This is a genomic window from Gemmatimonadota bacterium (genome assembly GCA_009838845.1).
Lineage (GTDB): Bacteria > Latescibacterota > UBA2968 > UBA2968 > UBA2968 > VXRD01.
The window spans coordinates 1-18,144 of sequence record VXRD01000067.1; the positions used below are offsets into that span (position 1 = coordinate 1).

The following is an 18,144-nucleotide window of genomic DNA, read 5'->3' on the forward strand; positions in this document are numbered from 1 at the left end:
CTTATAGATTTAACGACAAAAAAATCAGTACAATATTTGCAACACAATGTTCAATTTACATCCCAAAATATGAACATGCTGTTCTTCATTAAGTGCGAAAAAATCTACTCACAGCGTGCGTTTCTGTGCAAAAAGCCATTTCATAAAAACCGGCTCGGGATCACAGCGATCGCTGCTGAGTTGGGTGCTGCCATTGTCGGCACCGGTAATCATTTTCATAGCAACACCATGTCCATCACCAGCCCAGATCGTGAACTTCATATTCCCACCCAATTTCTTTATCTCTCCAAAAAGTTTTTGAGCGCGGTCGAATGGACAGACCTTATCCTGATCCCCGTGGAAAGCCCATATCGGAACATCTTTAATCACTGACGCATCGATAAATTCTTCTGTCTGAGGCAAACCCGTTCCAGCTGAAGGGGCTGCCGCTGCGAAATAATGGGGATCAATTTGTAAAAAGACATGGGTACCGTGCCCCCCCATGGAGTGCCCCAGAACGTATATTCTATCCATATCAACGGATGGTAATGTTGCAATGAAATCCTTGATCTTTTGAAGGTCTTCTGCGTTCCACAAATGACTGACTTGCGGGGCGAGCACATAAGAGGGATAATCTTTTCGCCTCTGCTCGTCTGCAAGAAGTCTATTCCAGCCACGCAATTGTTTTCGATTATCTGTCCCCCGGCCACCGCCACCATGCAATGAAACGATAACAGGGTAGCGCTTGTCCGCATCAAAATCTATGGGCTTCAACAGCCGATATGGCATCTCGTTGAAAACGTGAGGTTCATAAAGTTCAACCCATTCATTCCCATCGGGTTGTGCATCTGTTTCTGATGCGGTAACCAACGAGCAAACCATGGTCGCAACAACTGCGTCCCAAAAATATCTCTTCAACTGCAAGGGTTGGTTCATGTCCTAATCCTTTCTTTTTTTGTTGTCAGGGTTCACCGATTGACCGACACCTCAATGGCCATCTTATCTCCAGCAGTTAAGACCACTTCTTCTTTCAGGGTCAGACTCACTCTATCGTCGCTAAATGAAGCAGTAGTACTGACTACCTCCCCACCGATAGAAGCAACAACCGATTGTACATGCCGACCTTCGGGCACTTCAAATTCAAATATCCGAATGGGCAGACGCCCCCATTCAACGCTTAACTCCATAACCTGCATTTCCACATCTCGTCTCTGCTTGAACAGACCCCATCCTTCGGCTGCAGCAAAAAAGGATACGTGATCATCGGATTTCCATACAGGTGCAAAGCCTATTCGCGCTTTGGGACCTTCATATACAAAACCCTGGCAAGCGAGCAACAACGACCACACACTCATCGCCCGTGCATAAAATTTGCCGCATTCATCATCGCCAAACGGATTCCCACTATATCCCCACGACGCTGTATTCATCTCCGTCAACTGATCGCGCAACCTGCCATCGTAGCGATCGTAAACAGCCCGGGCAACCATCAGGCCTTCCTTGAGCATTCCAAACTGAACCATCGCTGCAGCAGCGCCATACTCAAAACCCGTCATTGCCTCGTCGCCGTATTTCATACTGCGAAATGGCTGAGGACCCTTTGGCCAGGAAATCATCTTCATTGCCGCATCGTCATTATCGACAAATTTTCTCGGCCGTTGTGTCGTCGTCCGAAAATGATGCTTGAAATTGTACTGCAAAAGAGACCGCAGTGCCGAACGGACATTTTCTTCGGGATAGTGACCCGACAAATTCACCTGTGGTGCCCACCACTCACCCAGCACCTGATCGATATGGCAACCATCTCCGTAGTCTTCATGGGCATCCTCGTCGGGACTCTGCACGTAATACTCGCCATTCCAGAGCGTCTGATTCTGGTTTTCAGTTCCCTTTCCATGCAACTTGCGATATCGGTCGGCGGACTGCGCATCATCTTCCAATACAGCCATCTTTTCACACGCCGCAAGAGCCGACAGATAAAGCGTCCCCATCCACGATGTTGACCCCGACAGTTCACCATCAAGTGTATTGTGTTGCGAACCCGATAGCAAACCATCTTCATCTGAATCCCAACGCGCAATCACAAAATTCATCGCCTTCTGCGCGCTAGGCCAATGCGCGTGCAACCACTGCTGATCTGGACTACACAGATACTCGCGATACGTACTCAAAATATCGCCGAGCATCCCATCAATTGCCGGGCCTTGTATTTCAAAATGGCGTTCGCTATGGCGAAAAGGTAATCCCCCATCTTCCCCCTGCAATGCAAATGTCTGCTCGCGCATTCTCCGCGTGATCTCGGGAAAAAGACGCGCATGCGCCTGTGCATAGTGCCACACATGGCTGCAATTCCCCATACAACAACCCGAAGTTGGAGCACAACCTTCATTGGCTCCAAAATACCCATCTTTTGCCCAAAAACACGTCTTGCTTCTCAGCACTGCAACCTGCGAACTTATTCGGTCCAGCAACCAGTGCGGGAGATTAGACGCATAAAGCGTATCGTGAAAGCGCCGCGTCTGTTGTGTCAAATCATCGAGATTAGCCTTGAGATATGCATAAACATCCAGCGCATCAGTCCACCAGTTTGCATACATATTGCCGTGTTTCACCCATATACGCGAACCATGGTTGGTATTGGGGAAATACCAGGAGAGCACAAAGGTGATAGTGCGTTTTTCCCCTGGTCGAAGCACAAATGGCGTAGCCAGCGCGCAATCGGCCGTTCCGCCAGTAGCCGACGGCCCCGCTGATTCGACATATTCCAGATCACCATCTCGTGAAAATGCTTCATGCAAATCGCGCAAACCGTTCCAGGAAGCTGTCGCACTGGCATTTTCCACCTGTGCCGACAGCACCATATCTTCATCAGATGCCGACAGGTGCGTCATATGAATCGAAGTCGCATCATCCTCTCGAATCACCCGGTTGACATTGCCGCCATAACCCCCATTGGGACTATCTCCCGCGATGCCAATCGCATTTTGTTGCGTAGCCAGAAAACTGACTTCTACAGGAGAATCGCCCTCATTACTCGCCGTTAGATTGAAAATCCCACACGGGATACTCGAGGATTTCACATCGAGGGGAATCAGCGGGTTAAAAACCTCCATTTCGACCCGAAGGGGAAAAGCAGCATCTGCGAACTCAAACCACCCAAACGGGTATTCCCCCCTGAATCTCAGACGATCCATCGCGGGAAATACCCCAACATCCGAAGTCTGCAACGCCCTGACCACAGGCTCTTTTCCCCGGGGCCTCGCCCACACGGCAAAAAAGCTATTGGGCACTTCGATATGTTCAAAATTATTGAATATTTGCCACACCGACCGCTCTGCCTTGCCGTTCACCTGAATCAAACCCGCACCAATCCCTCCCACCGGCAGAGAAATCGCATCCAGATATTGCCCTTCATAGACTTTTCTCTCGCCGGGATCGAACAGAGTGGGATCGTTTAGACGCGCTCTAAAGGCCTCCGCCGCCACCTCGTTTTCTTCCTCCTCCCGTTGTTCCCGATCATGCATCACCCGCTTTCGGAGCGACTCTCGACCAGCCGCATCAACGTGTTGTGCGATATCCAACGGTGTCAGAGCCACATTGTATATAGCTACCTCGTCTATCGCACAATTTACAGCCCGATCCTCACCACTTGCGCTGGACGCACCAATCTGTATCGGACCAGCTTGCCGCAACACACCAAACGCCAGAGACCCCATATCCAGAAAGCATTCGACGCCATCGATATAAGCGCGAAATTCCTGTCGCGGCTTGCTCGTAGCCAAAAAATGATACCAATGCCCCACTTTTATAGATCCATCAGGCGGAAAAATCAGCGTATTTGTTGTGCCATTGAGAAATCGAAGCGCATTCAAATCCCGCGTCACATGAAATGCGAATCGCGTCTGTTCACCGTGGGATAGCTGATGCGAAATAAGACAGGGTTCGTAGTCCAACTGCTCATCGGAAATAACTTGAAAAAAGAATTCAACAGATGCGTCGCCCGCTGGATTTTCATCCAGATGTGGCACAATTCCCAAAGCCACATACGAACTCACCCTGCCGACATCCACATCCTGAGTCTCCCCCACTCGCCAATAGGCCAAAAGTCCCGACTCATTGCGAACAGTCTGCGAATAAGCCAGAGCCGTAGCTTTTAATGCAGACCCCACACCCAGTCTAAAGGGCAATGAATTATTTACAGGTGTCATATCTTTTTTCTCCTATGCCGCGCACTGTCGGCACGCATAACTTTCTCAAGTGTCCCGTCTTCAAATCCCACCCAGGGTATAAGACTATCGGTCATATCCGTGCCATCTGGCGCAATCAGCCCCAAATCTCGCTTGGCGCGCAGAGCCGTCGCCTTCGGATCGACTATGGAACGCAACTCCTCTTCAAATGCCCTGAGCCTGTCAGCCTGTTCAATATCCGATGCGAGATCGCGCTCTTCCTTCGGGTCTTCCTTCACATTGAATAACGAGGGTGGATGAAATTCATACCAGGTGTATTTGTAATCCCCCCGCACAATCATGTAATACGCGCCTCGAAGTTGCGGACCATGCCATTCTGCAAAAACGCGCTCAGACCGTTTGTGTGGTTTCCCCCTCACAAGTGGCAACCAGCTTGCGCCAGGCAGACCAAGTTCGGGATCCAACCCCGCCATGTCCAAAATGGTGGGATAGAGATCGATTAGAGAAACGGGCGTGTCGGTATTGACCTCTCCCTCAGGAATACCCGGTCCTGTGATCACAAGAGGAACCCCGATAGCTCCTTCATAAGAACAGTGCTTAAAAAAAAGCCCGTGTTCGCCCATGGATTCTCCATGATCTGATGTATAGATGATGTATGTATTTTCATAGAGCTTCTGGTCCCGCAACTCATCGAGAATCTCGCCGATCATATCATCCATACAGGTGATCATACCGTAATAAGCGGCAATCGTCCGGCGCAGCATATCCTCTGTCACTTCCCCAAATACATTGGAGGCTTGCCACTCCTGCATCGCGGGATGAATATCGCGATTTGGGAACTGTGCATCGTGGGGCATCAAAACGCGATCGGGATAGTACATATCGAAATATTCCTGAGGTACGCGATACGGCCAATGGGGATACAGATAGCCGACATACAGCACCCAGGGCGAATCCGATTTAGCCTGCCCTTTTTCCCGCAAATACGCCAGCGTCTTATCTGTCACCTCGCGGTCGTGACCATAGAATCCCAACTCTTGCCGATCATCAATCTTTGCGACATCTCCCCCACCCGCTTCGAGCAAAAATCGCCGACTGGCTGGACGCGTATATCCCGGAAGGCGCGTGACAAAAGGCATCTCTCTCGGATAGGGATCCCATGCCGTTCGGTGAAGGGGTTCGTCAAAGTGCGTAAATCCCGGATTGTGATCGTCAACAGTGCCCGCGGAATCGATTTTGCCTATACAAGTCGATTCGATACCATTTTGATCCAGCCGCGCTGCCCAGGTCTTTTGTTTCTCTTCTTCGGACAGAGGTACGCCATTCGACCAGCTATCAATCTGGTGAACGTACTTCCCCGTCATAAAACTCATGCGACTGGGACCGCACACCGCACAATTGGCATACGCTCTCGTAAAGTGTGTGCCTTCGCATGCAAGGTGATCCAGATTGGGCGTTTTGACAAATGGGTACTGCCGATACCCCACCATTGCTGGATGATGCTGATCGCTGCATATAATCAGAATATTGGCACGCTGACCCGGTATTTGTTGAGAGTTCCTCATCTTAATTGCCTTGCCCGATACTCCTCAGATGAAATCCATGTCAAATCATCCCAGTAATCGGTATCATTCGCCTGATTCTCACCAGGAGTCGTACGCCCATTGCACACAATGCTTGTAATTTTATCGGTCAGGTCTGCTACAATCTCAGGGTGATCGCCAATCGCGTTTTTTGTCTCGCCGGGATCATTCGCGAGATCGTAAAGCTCCAACGGCTCATCCTTGTGCGCCATAATCAGCTTCCACGTGCCTTCTGTAATTGCAAACCGGCCCCCAGCACCATGGTTAATCAAAGGCAATCGTTCGTGGGGTGTGTCAGAATCACTGAGTATCTTCGCAAAACTCTGGCTATCTTCGCCCGCATCAGCAGGCAACTCCGCACCGACAACCTCAGCAAAAGTCGCCATCAAATCGACCAGGCCTACCAGATCATCACATTCGCGCCCGGGATTCTGAATGCCTTTGGGCCACCGCATAAAAAATGGCACCCGATGTCCACCTTCGTAAATATCCCTTTTACCTCCGCGATAAATCCCATTGCTATGATGACCAAATTCTTCAATTCGTCCACGCCACGAATTCTCAGGACCATTATCACTGGTATATACAACAATAGTATTGTCATCCAATCCCGACTGTTCCAGATAATCCAGCACGCGCCCTACATGGTGATCTGTCTCAATCATAAACTCACCATAGCCACCACAATCGCCCCGATTCCAAAATTCCTCACGCGGGCATACAGGATAGTGCGGCGATGTAAACGGCAGGTACAAAAAAAACGGCGTACCACTTTTGGCACTTGCTTCTTTGCCCCGCATCCACGCAATCGCCTTATCGGTAAACCGCGTTAAACACTCATTGTCAATAAAATCAGGCGCAACCTCCATCCCCCTTGTGCCCAATGCTTCAAGCGTTTCTTCTGGCGTATTCTCATACGGTGGCATGATGCGATAATCCATATGCCGGCTATTGGGCTTCTTAGCCGTATAAACTGTCGGCGGTACTCTGGCATATCGCCCTTCAAACCAGGCGAGAATTCCATAATTGAGCGAAGCGGGTATGCCATAGAAATAATCAAATCCCTTATCCAACGGCATATCGGTAACAGGCTGACTCCAATCGCGATTGCCTACCTCGCCGGGAAAATTCATACCCAGATGCCACTTGCCAACCATTGCCGTATCATATCCATTTGCCCCGAACATTGAAGCCAGCGTCATACGTTCGTCTGTAATCAGACACGGCACTTCGGCGGGAAAAACGCCCTGTTTCTTCAACGTCCGCCAGGAATAGCGTCCAGTCAGCAATCCATAACGCGAAGGTGTGCAAACCGTATCTGAGCAATGCCCATTGGTAAAAGCGATTCCTTCTGCTGATAGCCGATCCAGATTTGGCGTTGGAAACTTCGCATCAGGATTCAGGCAACTCGCGTCGCCATATCCCTGATCATCTGTAAAAATTACGATTACATTGGGTTTCTCTGCCATACAAAGGGTCCTTTCTGAAGAGCTACCAGGGCACCACTGTGCCATTATTTTGAAGAAAGCTGCCACTATCCTCCATGGTCAGCTTATCCAGCGTGCTGGTCATCAGTCCAACGGATTCTTCTACGGAAATCGTACCGTTCGGATTCATACCTGTGAGTACAGCCCCCGGTGTGAGAGCAACCACCACAATATTGCGGTCGGCGAGCCTGATTGACAATCGCCTGGCAAGCATATTGACTCCTGCCTTGGCAATGGCGTAAGCATCCATTTCGTTTTGGCGATTGGCGCGCGTAATACTACCCACACCAGATGAGGTCAGCACCATTTTTGCCCCGTCGTTCAGCAGTGGCGTAACCATCTGTGCAAATAAAGCAGAACCAATGGTATGCACCTCGAAAGTAATCGCAAAACTCTCCGTATCCCACTCGCCAAAAGGTTTCCCACTACCTGAGCCAGCATTATTGATAGCAATGTCAATACGCACGTTGTATCGGGCTAAGGCTTCTCCCAAACGGTCGAAATGCTCTTCATTCGACATATCCAACTGCTCAATCAACAGCTTATTTCCGTATTCTTTTTTCAGCGCAATTAGATCTGTTGCCTCCGCTGGTGTCCGGCAAGTGGCCACGACAGAATCACCTGCATTAAGATAATGCTTCACCCACCCAAGCCCGATTCCTCGATTCGAGCCAGTTACAATCACAGTCTGTCCTGTCGCATCTTTAGTTTTCATGGAAATCCCTTCATTTCTAAAAGTGTATAGTGAATTTAGCCACCCAGAATCATATCTGCGGCTTTCTCCCCAATCATCATGCACGGCGCATTGGTATTTGCATTGATAATGAATGGCATAATCGAAGCATCAGCTACGCGCAAGCCCTCAATTCCGTGTACCTGAAGTCGATTGTTCACCACAGCCATATCATCTTTGCCCATCTTACACGTACCCACCGGATGATAAATAGTCGTTGAATAATTGCGAATAAAGTCAATCAGCGCACGATCACCCTGCACGTCATTCCCCGGGAAAAACTCTTGTCCGCGATATCGGTCAAAAGCTGGTGCCCGTACAATTTCCCGCGCCAGTTTAACACCTTCCAGCATCACGCGCACATCGGCCTCCTCAACCAGGCATTGAGGATCAATCAATGGTGCATCAAACGGATCTGCCGAACGCAGCTTAAGGTCTCCTACACTTTTTGTGCCCACCAGCCCCGGTAGAATTGTGAATCCATGCCCTTCCATATCTTGAGACCCGTGCAAAACAAACCAATCAGGTCCAAAATGAAATTGCAATTCTGGTGCGAACGCATCGGCAGACAATTTCACAAACCCGCCCGCTTCCCCCAAATTGGAAGTGAGCAATCCCATTCTTTCATTCTGATATCTGATCGCTTGCTCAGGATTATCTTTGCCCGCCTGCGCAATCTCCTCAGTACAGGCATACGCCATCCCAACCTGAACGTGCTCCATCAAATTTTGTCCCACACCAGGCAATGCCTTAACAACCGGAATACCCAGCGCATTGAGATGTTCTGGCGGACCAATGCCCGACAGCATCAGCAACTGAGGTGAATTGATTGCCCCGCCACAAAGTACCACTTCTCTACCAGCCTCAACCTCATGCGCCTTCCCTTCGTGCATATAATGAACACCGACACACCTGTTGCCATCAAATTCAAGGTGTGTAACGTGGGCGTATGGAATCGCGGTGAAGTTGTCCCTCTCCAATGCCGGATGCAAATACCCCACCGCGGCGCTACACCTCCGACCTCCCTTCTGTGTAACCTGGTACAGGCCAAACCCTTCCTGATCCCCGTCATTGAAGTCTCGATTCAGACGAAATCCCACCTGCTGGGCCGCTTCGACAAACGCCACACTCAATGGATTTGGATCCCGAGGATCTGATACATGAATCGGGCCTCCTGTCCCATGATATTCAGAGCCTCCCCGCGTCTGGTGCTGCATCTTCTTGAAATAGGGCAACACATCGACATACGCCCAGCCGTCATTCCCCATCGTAGCCCACTGATCGTAATTGCTCGGATGACCTCGCTGATAGACCATCGCATTGATAGAACTTGAACCGCCATACATTTTGCCGCGTGGCACATAATCCCGCCGCCCATTAAATCCGGCTTGCGGTGTGGTTTCATAATCCCAATCTTTATCTGTATGAAACAGATCTGGAAATCGCGCAGGAATGTGAATCGCATCTCGATCATCCGGTCCACCGGCTTCCAACAATAAAACGCGATACTGCCCACTTTCACTCAAACGACCCGCAACAGCACACCCTGCCGATCCCGCGCCAATAATGATGTAGTCGTAATTCATATCGCTACACAGCCTTTCCGGAGTATCCTGGATCCCCACTTGTTACCCATCATACATTCATGACGTACGACTGGCCCTGTGTTCTCATCGCTTCTTCGTCTTCAGAGAGAATGCCACATTCAGATGACCACGCTTTGATATTTTTCCGGGTCGTTTTCTCAAACCACCTATTTCTAAATGGAAGTTCTGCCTCTTTCATCCAGTTTTGTAATAAAGGATGAAGCTCTGTGCGAATGGCTTCAAAATTCTCATTGAAAAACAAATTGTCCAACTGAAACGGATCTTTGTTTCGGTCGTACAGCCAACCGCCTGGTTCGTCCCACTCTGTCCAATTCGGTTTTCCCCCCAAGCGTGTTTTCCCCTTGACACTATATACCCAGTCCTTTGTTATAACGGTTCGATGAATAGGACAAGGACTCGAAATTGAATTCATATTGGAAAAATGAAATAAAAATACAGAATCAGGATCAGGTCCGCCTGATTCTGCCATAATATTTCTACTGTGATTCACACCAGGACTGGCTTTTAAGTAGCCTAATGATTCCATGCTCGCTTTATCACTTTTTTCTGCCAACATTTCGTCTAATCCCGCCAAATGACAAAAGGTCGGAAAGAAATCAATGAATGAGAGGAGCTCATTCGCTTCCCTCCCAGGAGTTTTAATACTCTTATGCCAGCGCACGAGAAATGGTATCCTCGATGAAGGGTCATGCGGCCATCTCTTTTGTCCTCCTGCGACATTCTGAGCACCACCCATAGCACCATGGTCGGACGTATAGATGAGAATGGTATTATCCCGAACTCTTTCAGGCTGGTTATCAAGCCAATCCAAAACCCGCCCCAATTGCTCATCCACCGCAGTAATACTGCTGTAATAGTCATAGTTATTGACCGCATTACGGATGCGATCATATGGCATATAAACGGGGTTATCTATATAGCTCTGATAGGGTTTCAAGGCTTTTGCAGGATGATTTTCATCATGTCGATACAACTCCGGATAGTCAGAACGATGTGAAAAATCTCCCCACTCAGGCGCGCTATCTGTTCCTGTAAATGGACCATGCGGATCTTGCATGCAAAGCGTGAGAAAAAAAGGAGACGCATCAATGTCATGCCTGTCCAGTAAAGCGAGGGCTTGATCGGTTTGACCAATTATTTTATACGGATGGTTTGGGAAAGCCGGAAGAGAAAATGTATCGCATTTCGAAACGCCTGTATATGGTATATCACTCCTATCTCCTAAAATATCGCCTGGATCCAGGTCTCGAAAATCACCGCCGTTATGGCAATATATCATGCTGTCATGCCTCTCATTTGACCATATATACGATTCATCATAACCCGCATTTTGAGCATTGTTCTCTAAACCCTGATGCCATTTCCCAACATGAAAAGTTGAATATCCCGCGTTCTTAAACAAAAATCCCAAAGTCTTATTTTCATTACCCTCTTCATCTACTCGATCATTCAAATCCATGTGATTTGCAATTCCGCCCCACTGAAAGGGCCATCGACCCGTTTGATAGATCGCCCTTGCAGGCGAACAGATGGGTAGATTCGTATAACAATTTCTAAAGCTAACCCCCTCTTTCGCCATGCGCTCCATATTAGGCGTATAAATTTCAAAATGATCCTTCAAGGGATTTGTAAATGACATAGCGTCATAACGATGTGTGTCGCTTAAAATAAAAATAAAATTGGCAGGTAGTTTTTGCATCACAATTAATCCTCAACAATGGCCTTTTCAACCAGTTCTTGAAAGTAGGCTTTCCCTTTGTCGTGAGTTTGAAAGCCGGTGTGACCTCTCAATATAGTACCTGTAAAAGAAATCGCAAGCCATCAATTCAGATTTTCAATCCCAGAGAAAATGTCTTATATTTGCACAGCTCAAACGAGATGGATTCCCAAAAAAGGATCTTCATTAACATTATTTTTTCAGGAGGAAACTTTCATGAAACTCGTACTCTACAATGATTTTCAACTGGGTGTTTTGCAAGGCGATACAGTCGTCCCAGTTGGTAATTCGGTCGCAGATCTGGGGCATCACAACGCTCAAGAAATGATGCAGATGATCATTACTGATTGGGATGCCATACAATCCAGAATCGAAAGCGCCATAGAAGGTGGGAATGGTATCGCCCTCGATACAGTGACTTTGCAATCGCCCCTGCCCCGCCCCGGCCAACTCATGTGTGCAGCCGGCAATTATATCGAGCCGAGCCACCCCGAGCGTGAGCTGTTCAATGGCTTTCTAAAGGCCAACACCAGCGTAATGCCTACCGGCAGCACGGTTGAACTCCCGGACGCCGAAGCAAGTGTTTTCCATTTTGAGCCAGAGTTGGCTCTGGTGATCGGCAAGAGAGCCAGCCACCTCTCGCAAGCCGATGCGCTGGACCATGTCTTTGGTTACACACAGTTCATAGATGTTTCAGCTCGCGGATTGCCTGGAGGCTTCTTCCTGGGAAAAAGCTGGCACACATTTGCTCCCTTGGGGCCGGCTCTGGTGACTGCCGATGAGGTATCAAATCCAAATGATCTTTCAGTGAAGCTATGGGTCAACAACGCCCTCAAACACGACTTTTCTACAGGCGATATGGCCCGCCACATTCCCGAGTTGCTGGAGGAAATCACCAGCGTCATCACCCTTGAACCAGGGGATGTCGTAGCAACCGGCACCCATCACGAAGCCCTGTCACCAATTCAGGATGGGTTCGTGGTCCGGTTGGAGATCGAAGGATTCGGTTCTCACCTGGAGGTCAGTGTCCACGATTCGCTGAAGAGGCGTTGGTAAAATAGGGTCGCAGGTTCAAGTCTTGCCACCGGAACCACAAAACACAATGTTTTTAAAAAATTTAAAGGCTGCGAAATTATTTCGCAGCCTTTTTGGGATCTTAAGCTCAACAATAGATTTTTCATGTATATTCACCCGATCAATTCTTCAATCACGCTGCCACCCGTCTGCGACAGTTGCATATATCGTCCAGCGTAAAAATACGTGAGCTTATTATCATCCAACCCCAAAAGCCTCAGAATCGTCACATGGACGTCCTGGATGGGATGCACTACACCGACTGCTTTTTCGCCAATCTCATCGGTTTCCCCAATCACATGTCCCGCATTCACGCCCCCACCAGCAAACCACATTGGCATCGCCGTTGGGTTGTGATCACGACCATAAGCCACCCCACCCCCTCGCAGACCATTGTCGGGACTGCGCCCAAACTCACCGCACCAGATAATCAATGTATCCTCCAGCATCCCTCGCTGCTTGAGATCGGTGATCAATCCAGCGATGGGCTTGTCGATACTGCGAATCAACGAACCGTGTGCGCGAGCCAGATAATCGTGCGAATCCCATCCGCCAGAATAAATTTGCACAAAACGCACACCTCGTTCGACAAGCCTTCGAGCCAACAGACACTTCCGACCAAACGCATCGGTTGTTTCTTCGCCAACACCGTACAACGCTTTGACCTTTTCACTTTCTCCTTCTACATCGATAATGTCTGGCACTTCCATCTGCATTCGGAAGGCGAGTTCATAGCTCGCCATGCGTGCCGAAAGTTCGTTGTGTTGGGGATGTTGTCTGGCATGGGATTTGTTAAACGCTTTGAGCAGAGAAAGGCTTTCTTTCTGATGGTTGCGGTTAATATGCGGTGGTGGGTGTATATCCAAAATAGGCGATCCAGTAGATCGCAGCGGCGTACCCTGATAATGCGCCGGTAGAAAACCATTGGACCAGTTGGCAGCCCCCCCTTGAGGATAAGCCACTTCGGGCAAAACAATAAACGCGGGCAGGTTTTCATTTTCAGTGCCCAACCCATAAGTCACCCAGGATCCCATCGCCGGGTCACCACCGAATTTGTTGCCCGTATTGATGTGATACATCGCGGTCGGGTGATCCACGGATTCTGCCTGGCAGCCTCGATAAAAACAAATCTCATCGGCAACCTCGGCCAAATGAACAAAATGCTCGCACATATCTGCGCCAGACTGACCTACCTTTCGGCTCTTAAATGGACTTTGTACATAGTACCGATTTCCACTCGCCATCGCCGAAAACTGTTTTCCCTTCCGCCCAAACTTTGTCAGATGCAGATCTTGAAGTTTCGACTTGGGATCAAATGTGTCAATGTGGCTCGGCCCACCTTCCATCATTAAAAAAATGCATGATTTGGCTTTGGCAGGCACCATCTGGGGTTTGGGAGCAAGCAGATTGGATTGGCTGGCAGAGGCATTGTTTTGCATCAACAGGTGGCTCAATGCCACAGAACCAATACTCGAGCCAAGCCCGTAAAGAAAATCCCGCCGGTTGAGGTTACGCGCTGCCAGCAAGTTGAGCCGTTTTTGGAGTTTGCGATCCATTTTACACCTCAATACACATAGATAAATTCGTTGGAATTAAACAATACCAGACACAAATCAGCCAAAGCCCGCGTCTCAGCCTGCACATCCCATGGTTTGAGATCGGGCACATAGTCTTCATAAACATCCAGCTTTTCGACAAACTCAAATGCTTCGCCAGTCATCTCTTCAAACATCCTGCGCGTGACATCTGTCGCATATGTTTGAATCTCGGGCGGATTTTTGTGGTGATACACGACTGCTTTCTCCAAATACCCGACCGCCTTCTGATATTCTTCCACTGTAGGCACGCGCCCCCAGGCCAATTTAAATGCGCGCTCAATCTGGTCAGCCTCAGATGCGCTTTCCTTTTCCACCCGATGCGCCATTGCCAGAGCCCGGTCATAACTGTTTTGACTGTTAAATAGCGTAAATACCTGGGGCGTAATTGTAGATGTTGTCCTCCGTTCACATGATAAATCTGCGGTTGGCTGGTTAAATACTTCCAGCATTGGATCGGGCAGACCGCGATATCGATACGCATAAACGGTGCGCCGATTTCGCGTCGTCGGATCTCTCGAAGGCTGGTGAGCAGGCGCAACAGAACCCATCACATGGCGCGGCTGCAAGGCAACTTCCATATTGATTTCGGGAAAAATCGGCAACCCGCCCATTTCCAGATTCAGTTCGCCGGAAACAAACAGCATCCCATCGCGCAATTCTTCTGCGGTCAAACGACGTGGTGAAAAATAGGACAGCAGTTTATTGCTCGGATCTTTTTTTTGCACCTTTTTCCAATCAGGAGGACTTTCCCCACGCTGGTACGTTTCCGAATTCATAATCAACCGATGCATCGTTTTGAAAGACCAGCCGTGCTCAACAAAATACAATGTTAACCAGTCGAGCAATTCTGGATGCGTAGGTTTTTTGCCCATCACGCCAAAGTTATTGCTGTTGCCAGCAATGCCACGCCCGAAATGCCATTGCCAGATGCGGTTGACAATCGAACGTGTCGCCAGCGGATTGTTTGAGTTCGCAATCCAGTTTGCGAGCGCCAATCGTCGCCCATTCGTTGTTTCAGGAATGGTATTCCACGCAGAAGGTTCCAGACCGGCATTTGAGCCGTAAACAGCAGAGAGTACACCAGGAGAAACCGGCTCTGTTGGCGCATAAACCGAACCCCCGCCGAGGATATGCACTTTTTGGAGTTCACCCTCGAGATTCTCAGGCATCATCATCCGTGATTTGACATTTCTAGGTGTGACAAGTGGGCCGTTGTAAATGCTAAGCGCAATAGGTTTGTAGCGATCCCTTTTCCAACGCAAGCGCTGAACCTGTTTGGCGAGCACTTTTTGGGTACCCAAATCTTTGTGCGTCAATCCAATAAACCGGGGCAACCGTTTGTCGTCCGGCAATTTGCTTCTTTCCCTCTTGGACAGATATTCCATGCCTCGTTCTTCCATCCACTTCCGTGTTGCATCCTCTTCTTTTTTTCTAATCTCTACCTGTTTGTCGATTGCATTTTGAAGCAAACTTTCAATGCGCAGTCGTCCAGCTCCAAATCTGTTCTGATTTTCTGCTGACAAATACGGCACATCGCGTTCGGCTAACTGAACGGGTGCAAAGACAGCCTGCATCCGATAGTAGTCTCGCGTTGGAATGGGATCAACTTTATGGTCGTGACACCTGGCACAACGCAACGGAATCGAGAGAAAGGTCTCACCCACACTGTTGGTCACATCGTCGAGAAAAAGCTGACGAGTTTCTGCAGCTACGCTCATTCCGGTCTGTTCCCACGGCCCTGACCGCAAGTACCCGACGGCAATCAACATTTCGGGATTGTTGGGCTCAAATTCATCTCCCGCCAGTTGTTCAATAACAAACCGGTTGTAGGGCTTATCAGCGTTGAAAGATCGAATGACATAGTCTCGGTATCGCCAGGCATTGGGGCGTTCAAAATCATTTGAATACCCGGCTGTATCGGCATAACGCACAACATCCAGCCAGTTTCGCCCCCATCGCTCACCATACTGAGGACTCTTCAGCAAGCGATCGATAACCTTATCAAAAGCTTTTTCAGACGCATCATTTACAAACGCCTCAATCTCCTCAGGTGTAGGCGGCAATCCTATCAGATCAAAGGTCGCGCGCCTGATCAACGTGCGTTTATCGGCTCGACCAGCCGGTGTGATCCCCGCGTCTTGCAATCTTTGATGGACAAAGGCATCTACCGGATTCTTCGCGCCCTCTCTCGTCACGTCCTCTATATTCGGCACAGAATACCGTTGCACTGGCGCAAAAGCCCAGAGATCTTCGGGTTTGTACCGACGTTCCGTCCATTCTCTGGAAAGTCCGCCGCTTGTTTTTACAGTCACACCGTCTTTAGCAGACCAGGAGTCAGACTCAAGGATTTTCTCCTGAGCCACCCATGGTGCGCCTCCAAGGATCCACTCTCGCCACACCTTGATCTGCGCATCCGAAAGCCGATCATTCTCTTTGGGCGGCATTTGGAGTGCTCCGTCTTCCCACTTTATGGCGATGTACATTGCGCTTTCGTCAGGACTACCCGGCACGAGCACGGGTCCAAATGCACTGCCTTTGAGCATCCCTTCACGCGATCTCAAATCCAGATCTGCTCGCACATCGTCAGGGTCATCGCCGTGACAGACAAAACACTTTGTCTTCAAAAGCGGCAACACTTCCCGAACAAATAACCTCTCTGCCGCCACAGGCGTCACTTCGACTTCACCAGAAGCAGCAACAGAAGTCGATAAGCCCAACAATAACGAAGCACAAAAATATACGAGCCAGCGCATCGTATCCATCAACCCTTAAGAAAATGCAGAAAAAACGCGTTCAGTGAAAAGTTCTATGAGAGTCATCGCTTCCTGATTAATATAAATCGTCCACTGGAAATGACAAGAAACATCATCACCGATTGAGCGCAGTAATCAAAGTCAAAAGGTCGTGAGAACTAATCTCACGACCTTTTTTTATTAGGATGCGCAATGAATGGAACGCGCCACGAATTTCTGCTGTCAAATCAGAAACGGATCACCCATATAAGGAGAAAGCATGCCTGCAAATACGGCGACCAGGTCCCGACGGCTGAAGCCAATCACAATAGAACTGTTGATTATCGTACTGTTATCGGGCATGGCCTGCTACTGGCTGTTGTTCATCCGGGCCACAAACAGTGGGTTGACCTTTGAGAATAAGCTGCTGATTCCCGAACAGTTATTTGGAACTGTTGTAGATGGACGGCGGCAGTTTCACCTCACCGTTGCCGAAGGAAGCCGAGAGTTCTTGCCAGGCAAACAAACACCGACAGCTGGCGTTAACGGACCGTTTCTGGGACCGACACTGCGACTACGTCGAGGCGAAGATGTCGATCTGATCGTCCAGAACAACCTGGATGAAATAACGACAATGCACTGGCACGGAATGCACGTTCCCGCTCGCATGGACGGCACACCACATCAGAAAATCGAGCCTGGAGTATCGTGGACTGCCAGCTTTCCGGTTGATCAACAGGCTGCTCCGCTGTGGTACCACCCGCATCCGCATGGCAATACGGGACGGCAGGTCTATCGGGGGGTCGCTGGCCTCATGTGGATCGATGACGATAACAGTGATACGCTGAGCCTGCCAAAGACCTACGGCGTTGACGACATTCCAGTCGTGATTCAAGACCGATTGTTTGACGATGACGGTGCGTTTCGCTTTGCCCGCAACCAGGGTGCTGTCTTTGGAAACACCATGCTGATCAATGGAACCTGGAATCCATTTCTCCAGGTTGAGTCACGTCGCATTCGATTCAGACTGTTAAACGGCTCGAATGCGCGAATCTACTACATCGGCTTTGACGACAACCGAAAGTTTCATCAGATCGCCACAGATGGCGGATTCCTCGAGACGCCCCTCCAAACCAACCGCGTGATCCTCGCACCCGGCGAGCGAGCCGAGATCCTGGTTGACTTCAGCGACGGTGCTGAGGTGGTGTTGAAAAGCTACCCGGAAGCCGGGTTTCTGAGGACGATCACGTCGTTTTTCCGGGGAATCGGCACGGGGAATCTGCGATTGTTAAAGATCGTTCCCCGACCGACAAATCGTGCATCTCACGCACTGCCAGAGCGCCTCAACACTATCTCCCGCATCGATCCCTCACTCGCCGCCAAAACCCGTCCGATGGTTTTGGCTGGACCCCGACAAGGAGGTCGAGGGGGACGAGGGGGACGAGGG

The 18,144-nt window shown here is 49.5% G+C and carries 11 protein-coding genes; 2 read left to right on the forward strand and 9 right to left on the reverse strand.

Translation table 11 applies throughout. From position 1 onward, the window contains the following. Window positions 1-108: 108 nt before the first annotated feature. From F4Y39_09090 to F4Y39_09120, 7 genes are read right to left on the reverse strand one after another with little or no spacing between them, the layout of a single operon-like run. Window positions 109-915, reverse strand: a complete 807-nt coding sequence (locus F4Y39_09090) for an alpha/beta hydrolase (protein MYC13863.1) — start codon at window positions 913-915, stop codon at window positions 109-111. A 32-nt stretch (window positions 916-947) separates the two neighbouring features. Next, a complete protein-coding gene (locus F4Y39_09095; protein ID MYC13864.1) occupies window positions 948-4,187 on the reverse strand; it encodes a glucosylceramidase in 3,240 nt (1,079 codons plus the stop codon). Beyond that, window positions 4,184-5,731: a sulfatase-like hydrolase/transferase gene (locus F4Y39_09100; GenBank protein ID MYC13865.1), complete on the reverse strand. Its 1,548-nt coding sequence runs from the start codon at window positions 5,729-5,731 to the stop codon at window positions 4,184-4,186. The genes F4Y39_09095 and F4Y39_09100 overlap by 4 nt, the downstream gene beginning before the upstream one ends. Then, window positions 5,728-7,263 (reverse strand): arylsulfatase, encoded by a 1,536-nt coding sequence (locus tag F4Y39_09105; protein MYC13866.1) that lies wholly within the window; start codon window positions 7,261-7,263, stop codon window positions 5,728-5,730. The genes F4Y39_09100 and F4Y39_09105 overlap by 4 nt, the downstream gene beginning before the upstream one ends. Continuing rightward, complete coding sequence (locus tag F4Y39_09110) at window positions 7,241-7,951, reverse strand: SDR family NAD(P)-dependent oxidoreductase (GenBank protein ID MYC13867.1); 711 nt, start codon at window positions 7,949-7,951, stop codon at window positions 7,241-7,243. The genes F4Y39_09105 and F4Y39_09110 overlap by 23 nt, the downstream gene beginning before the upstream one ends. Before the next feature lie 35 nt (window positions 7,952-7,986). Then, the gene (locus tag F4Y39_09115; protein MYC13868.1) at window positions 7,987-9,555 is read right to left on the reverse strand and encodes a choline dehydrogenase; all 1,569 of its coding nucleotides are present in this window, start codon (window positions 9,553-9,555) and stop codon (window positions 7,987-7,989) included. Window positions 9,556-9,604: 49 nt separating this feature from the next. Further along, a complete protein-coding gene (locus F4Y39_09120) occupies window positions 9,605-11,275 on the reverse strand; it encodes a sulfatase-like hydrolase/transferase (GenBank protein ID MYC13869.1) in 1,671 nt (556 codons plus the stop codon). 150 nt (window positions 11,276-11,425) lie between these two features. On the opposite strand from F4Y39_09120, the gene F4Y39_09125 reads away from it, so the two are divergent. Beyond that, a complete protein-coding gene (locus F4Y39_09125) occupies window positions 11,426-12,349 on the forward strand; it encodes a fumarylacetoacetate hydrolase family protein (protein MYC13870.1) in 924 nt (307 codons plus the stop codon). A gap of 131 nt (window positions 12,350-12,480) precedes the next feature. On the opposite strand, the gene F4Y39_09130 is transcribed toward F4Y39_09125, so the two are convergent. Both F4Y39_09130 and F4Y39_09135 read right to left on the reverse strand, forming a co-directional pair. Then, window positions 12,481-13,923 (reverse strand): DUF1501 domain-containing protein, encoded by a 1,443-nt coding sequence (locus F4Y39_09130; protein ID MYC13871.1) that lies wholly within the window; start codon window positions 13,921-13,923, stop codon window positions 12,481-12,483. 8 nt (window positions 13,924-13,931) lie between these two features. After that, window positions 13,932-16,727: a DUF1549 domain-containing protein gene (locus tag F4Y39_09135; GenBank protein ID MYC13872.1), complete on the reverse strand. Its 2,796-nt coding sequence runs from the start codon at window positions 16,725-16,727 to the stop codon at window positions 13,932-13,934. A gap of 250 nt (window positions 16,728-16,977) precedes the next feature. On the opposite strand from F4Y39_09135, the gene F4Y39_09140 reads away from it, so the two are divergent. Continuing rightward, window positions 16,978-18,144: multicopper oxidase domain-containing protein (locus tag F4Y39_09140; GenBank protein ID MYC13873.1), on the forward strand; the 1,167-nt coding region annotated here is incomplete at its 3' end.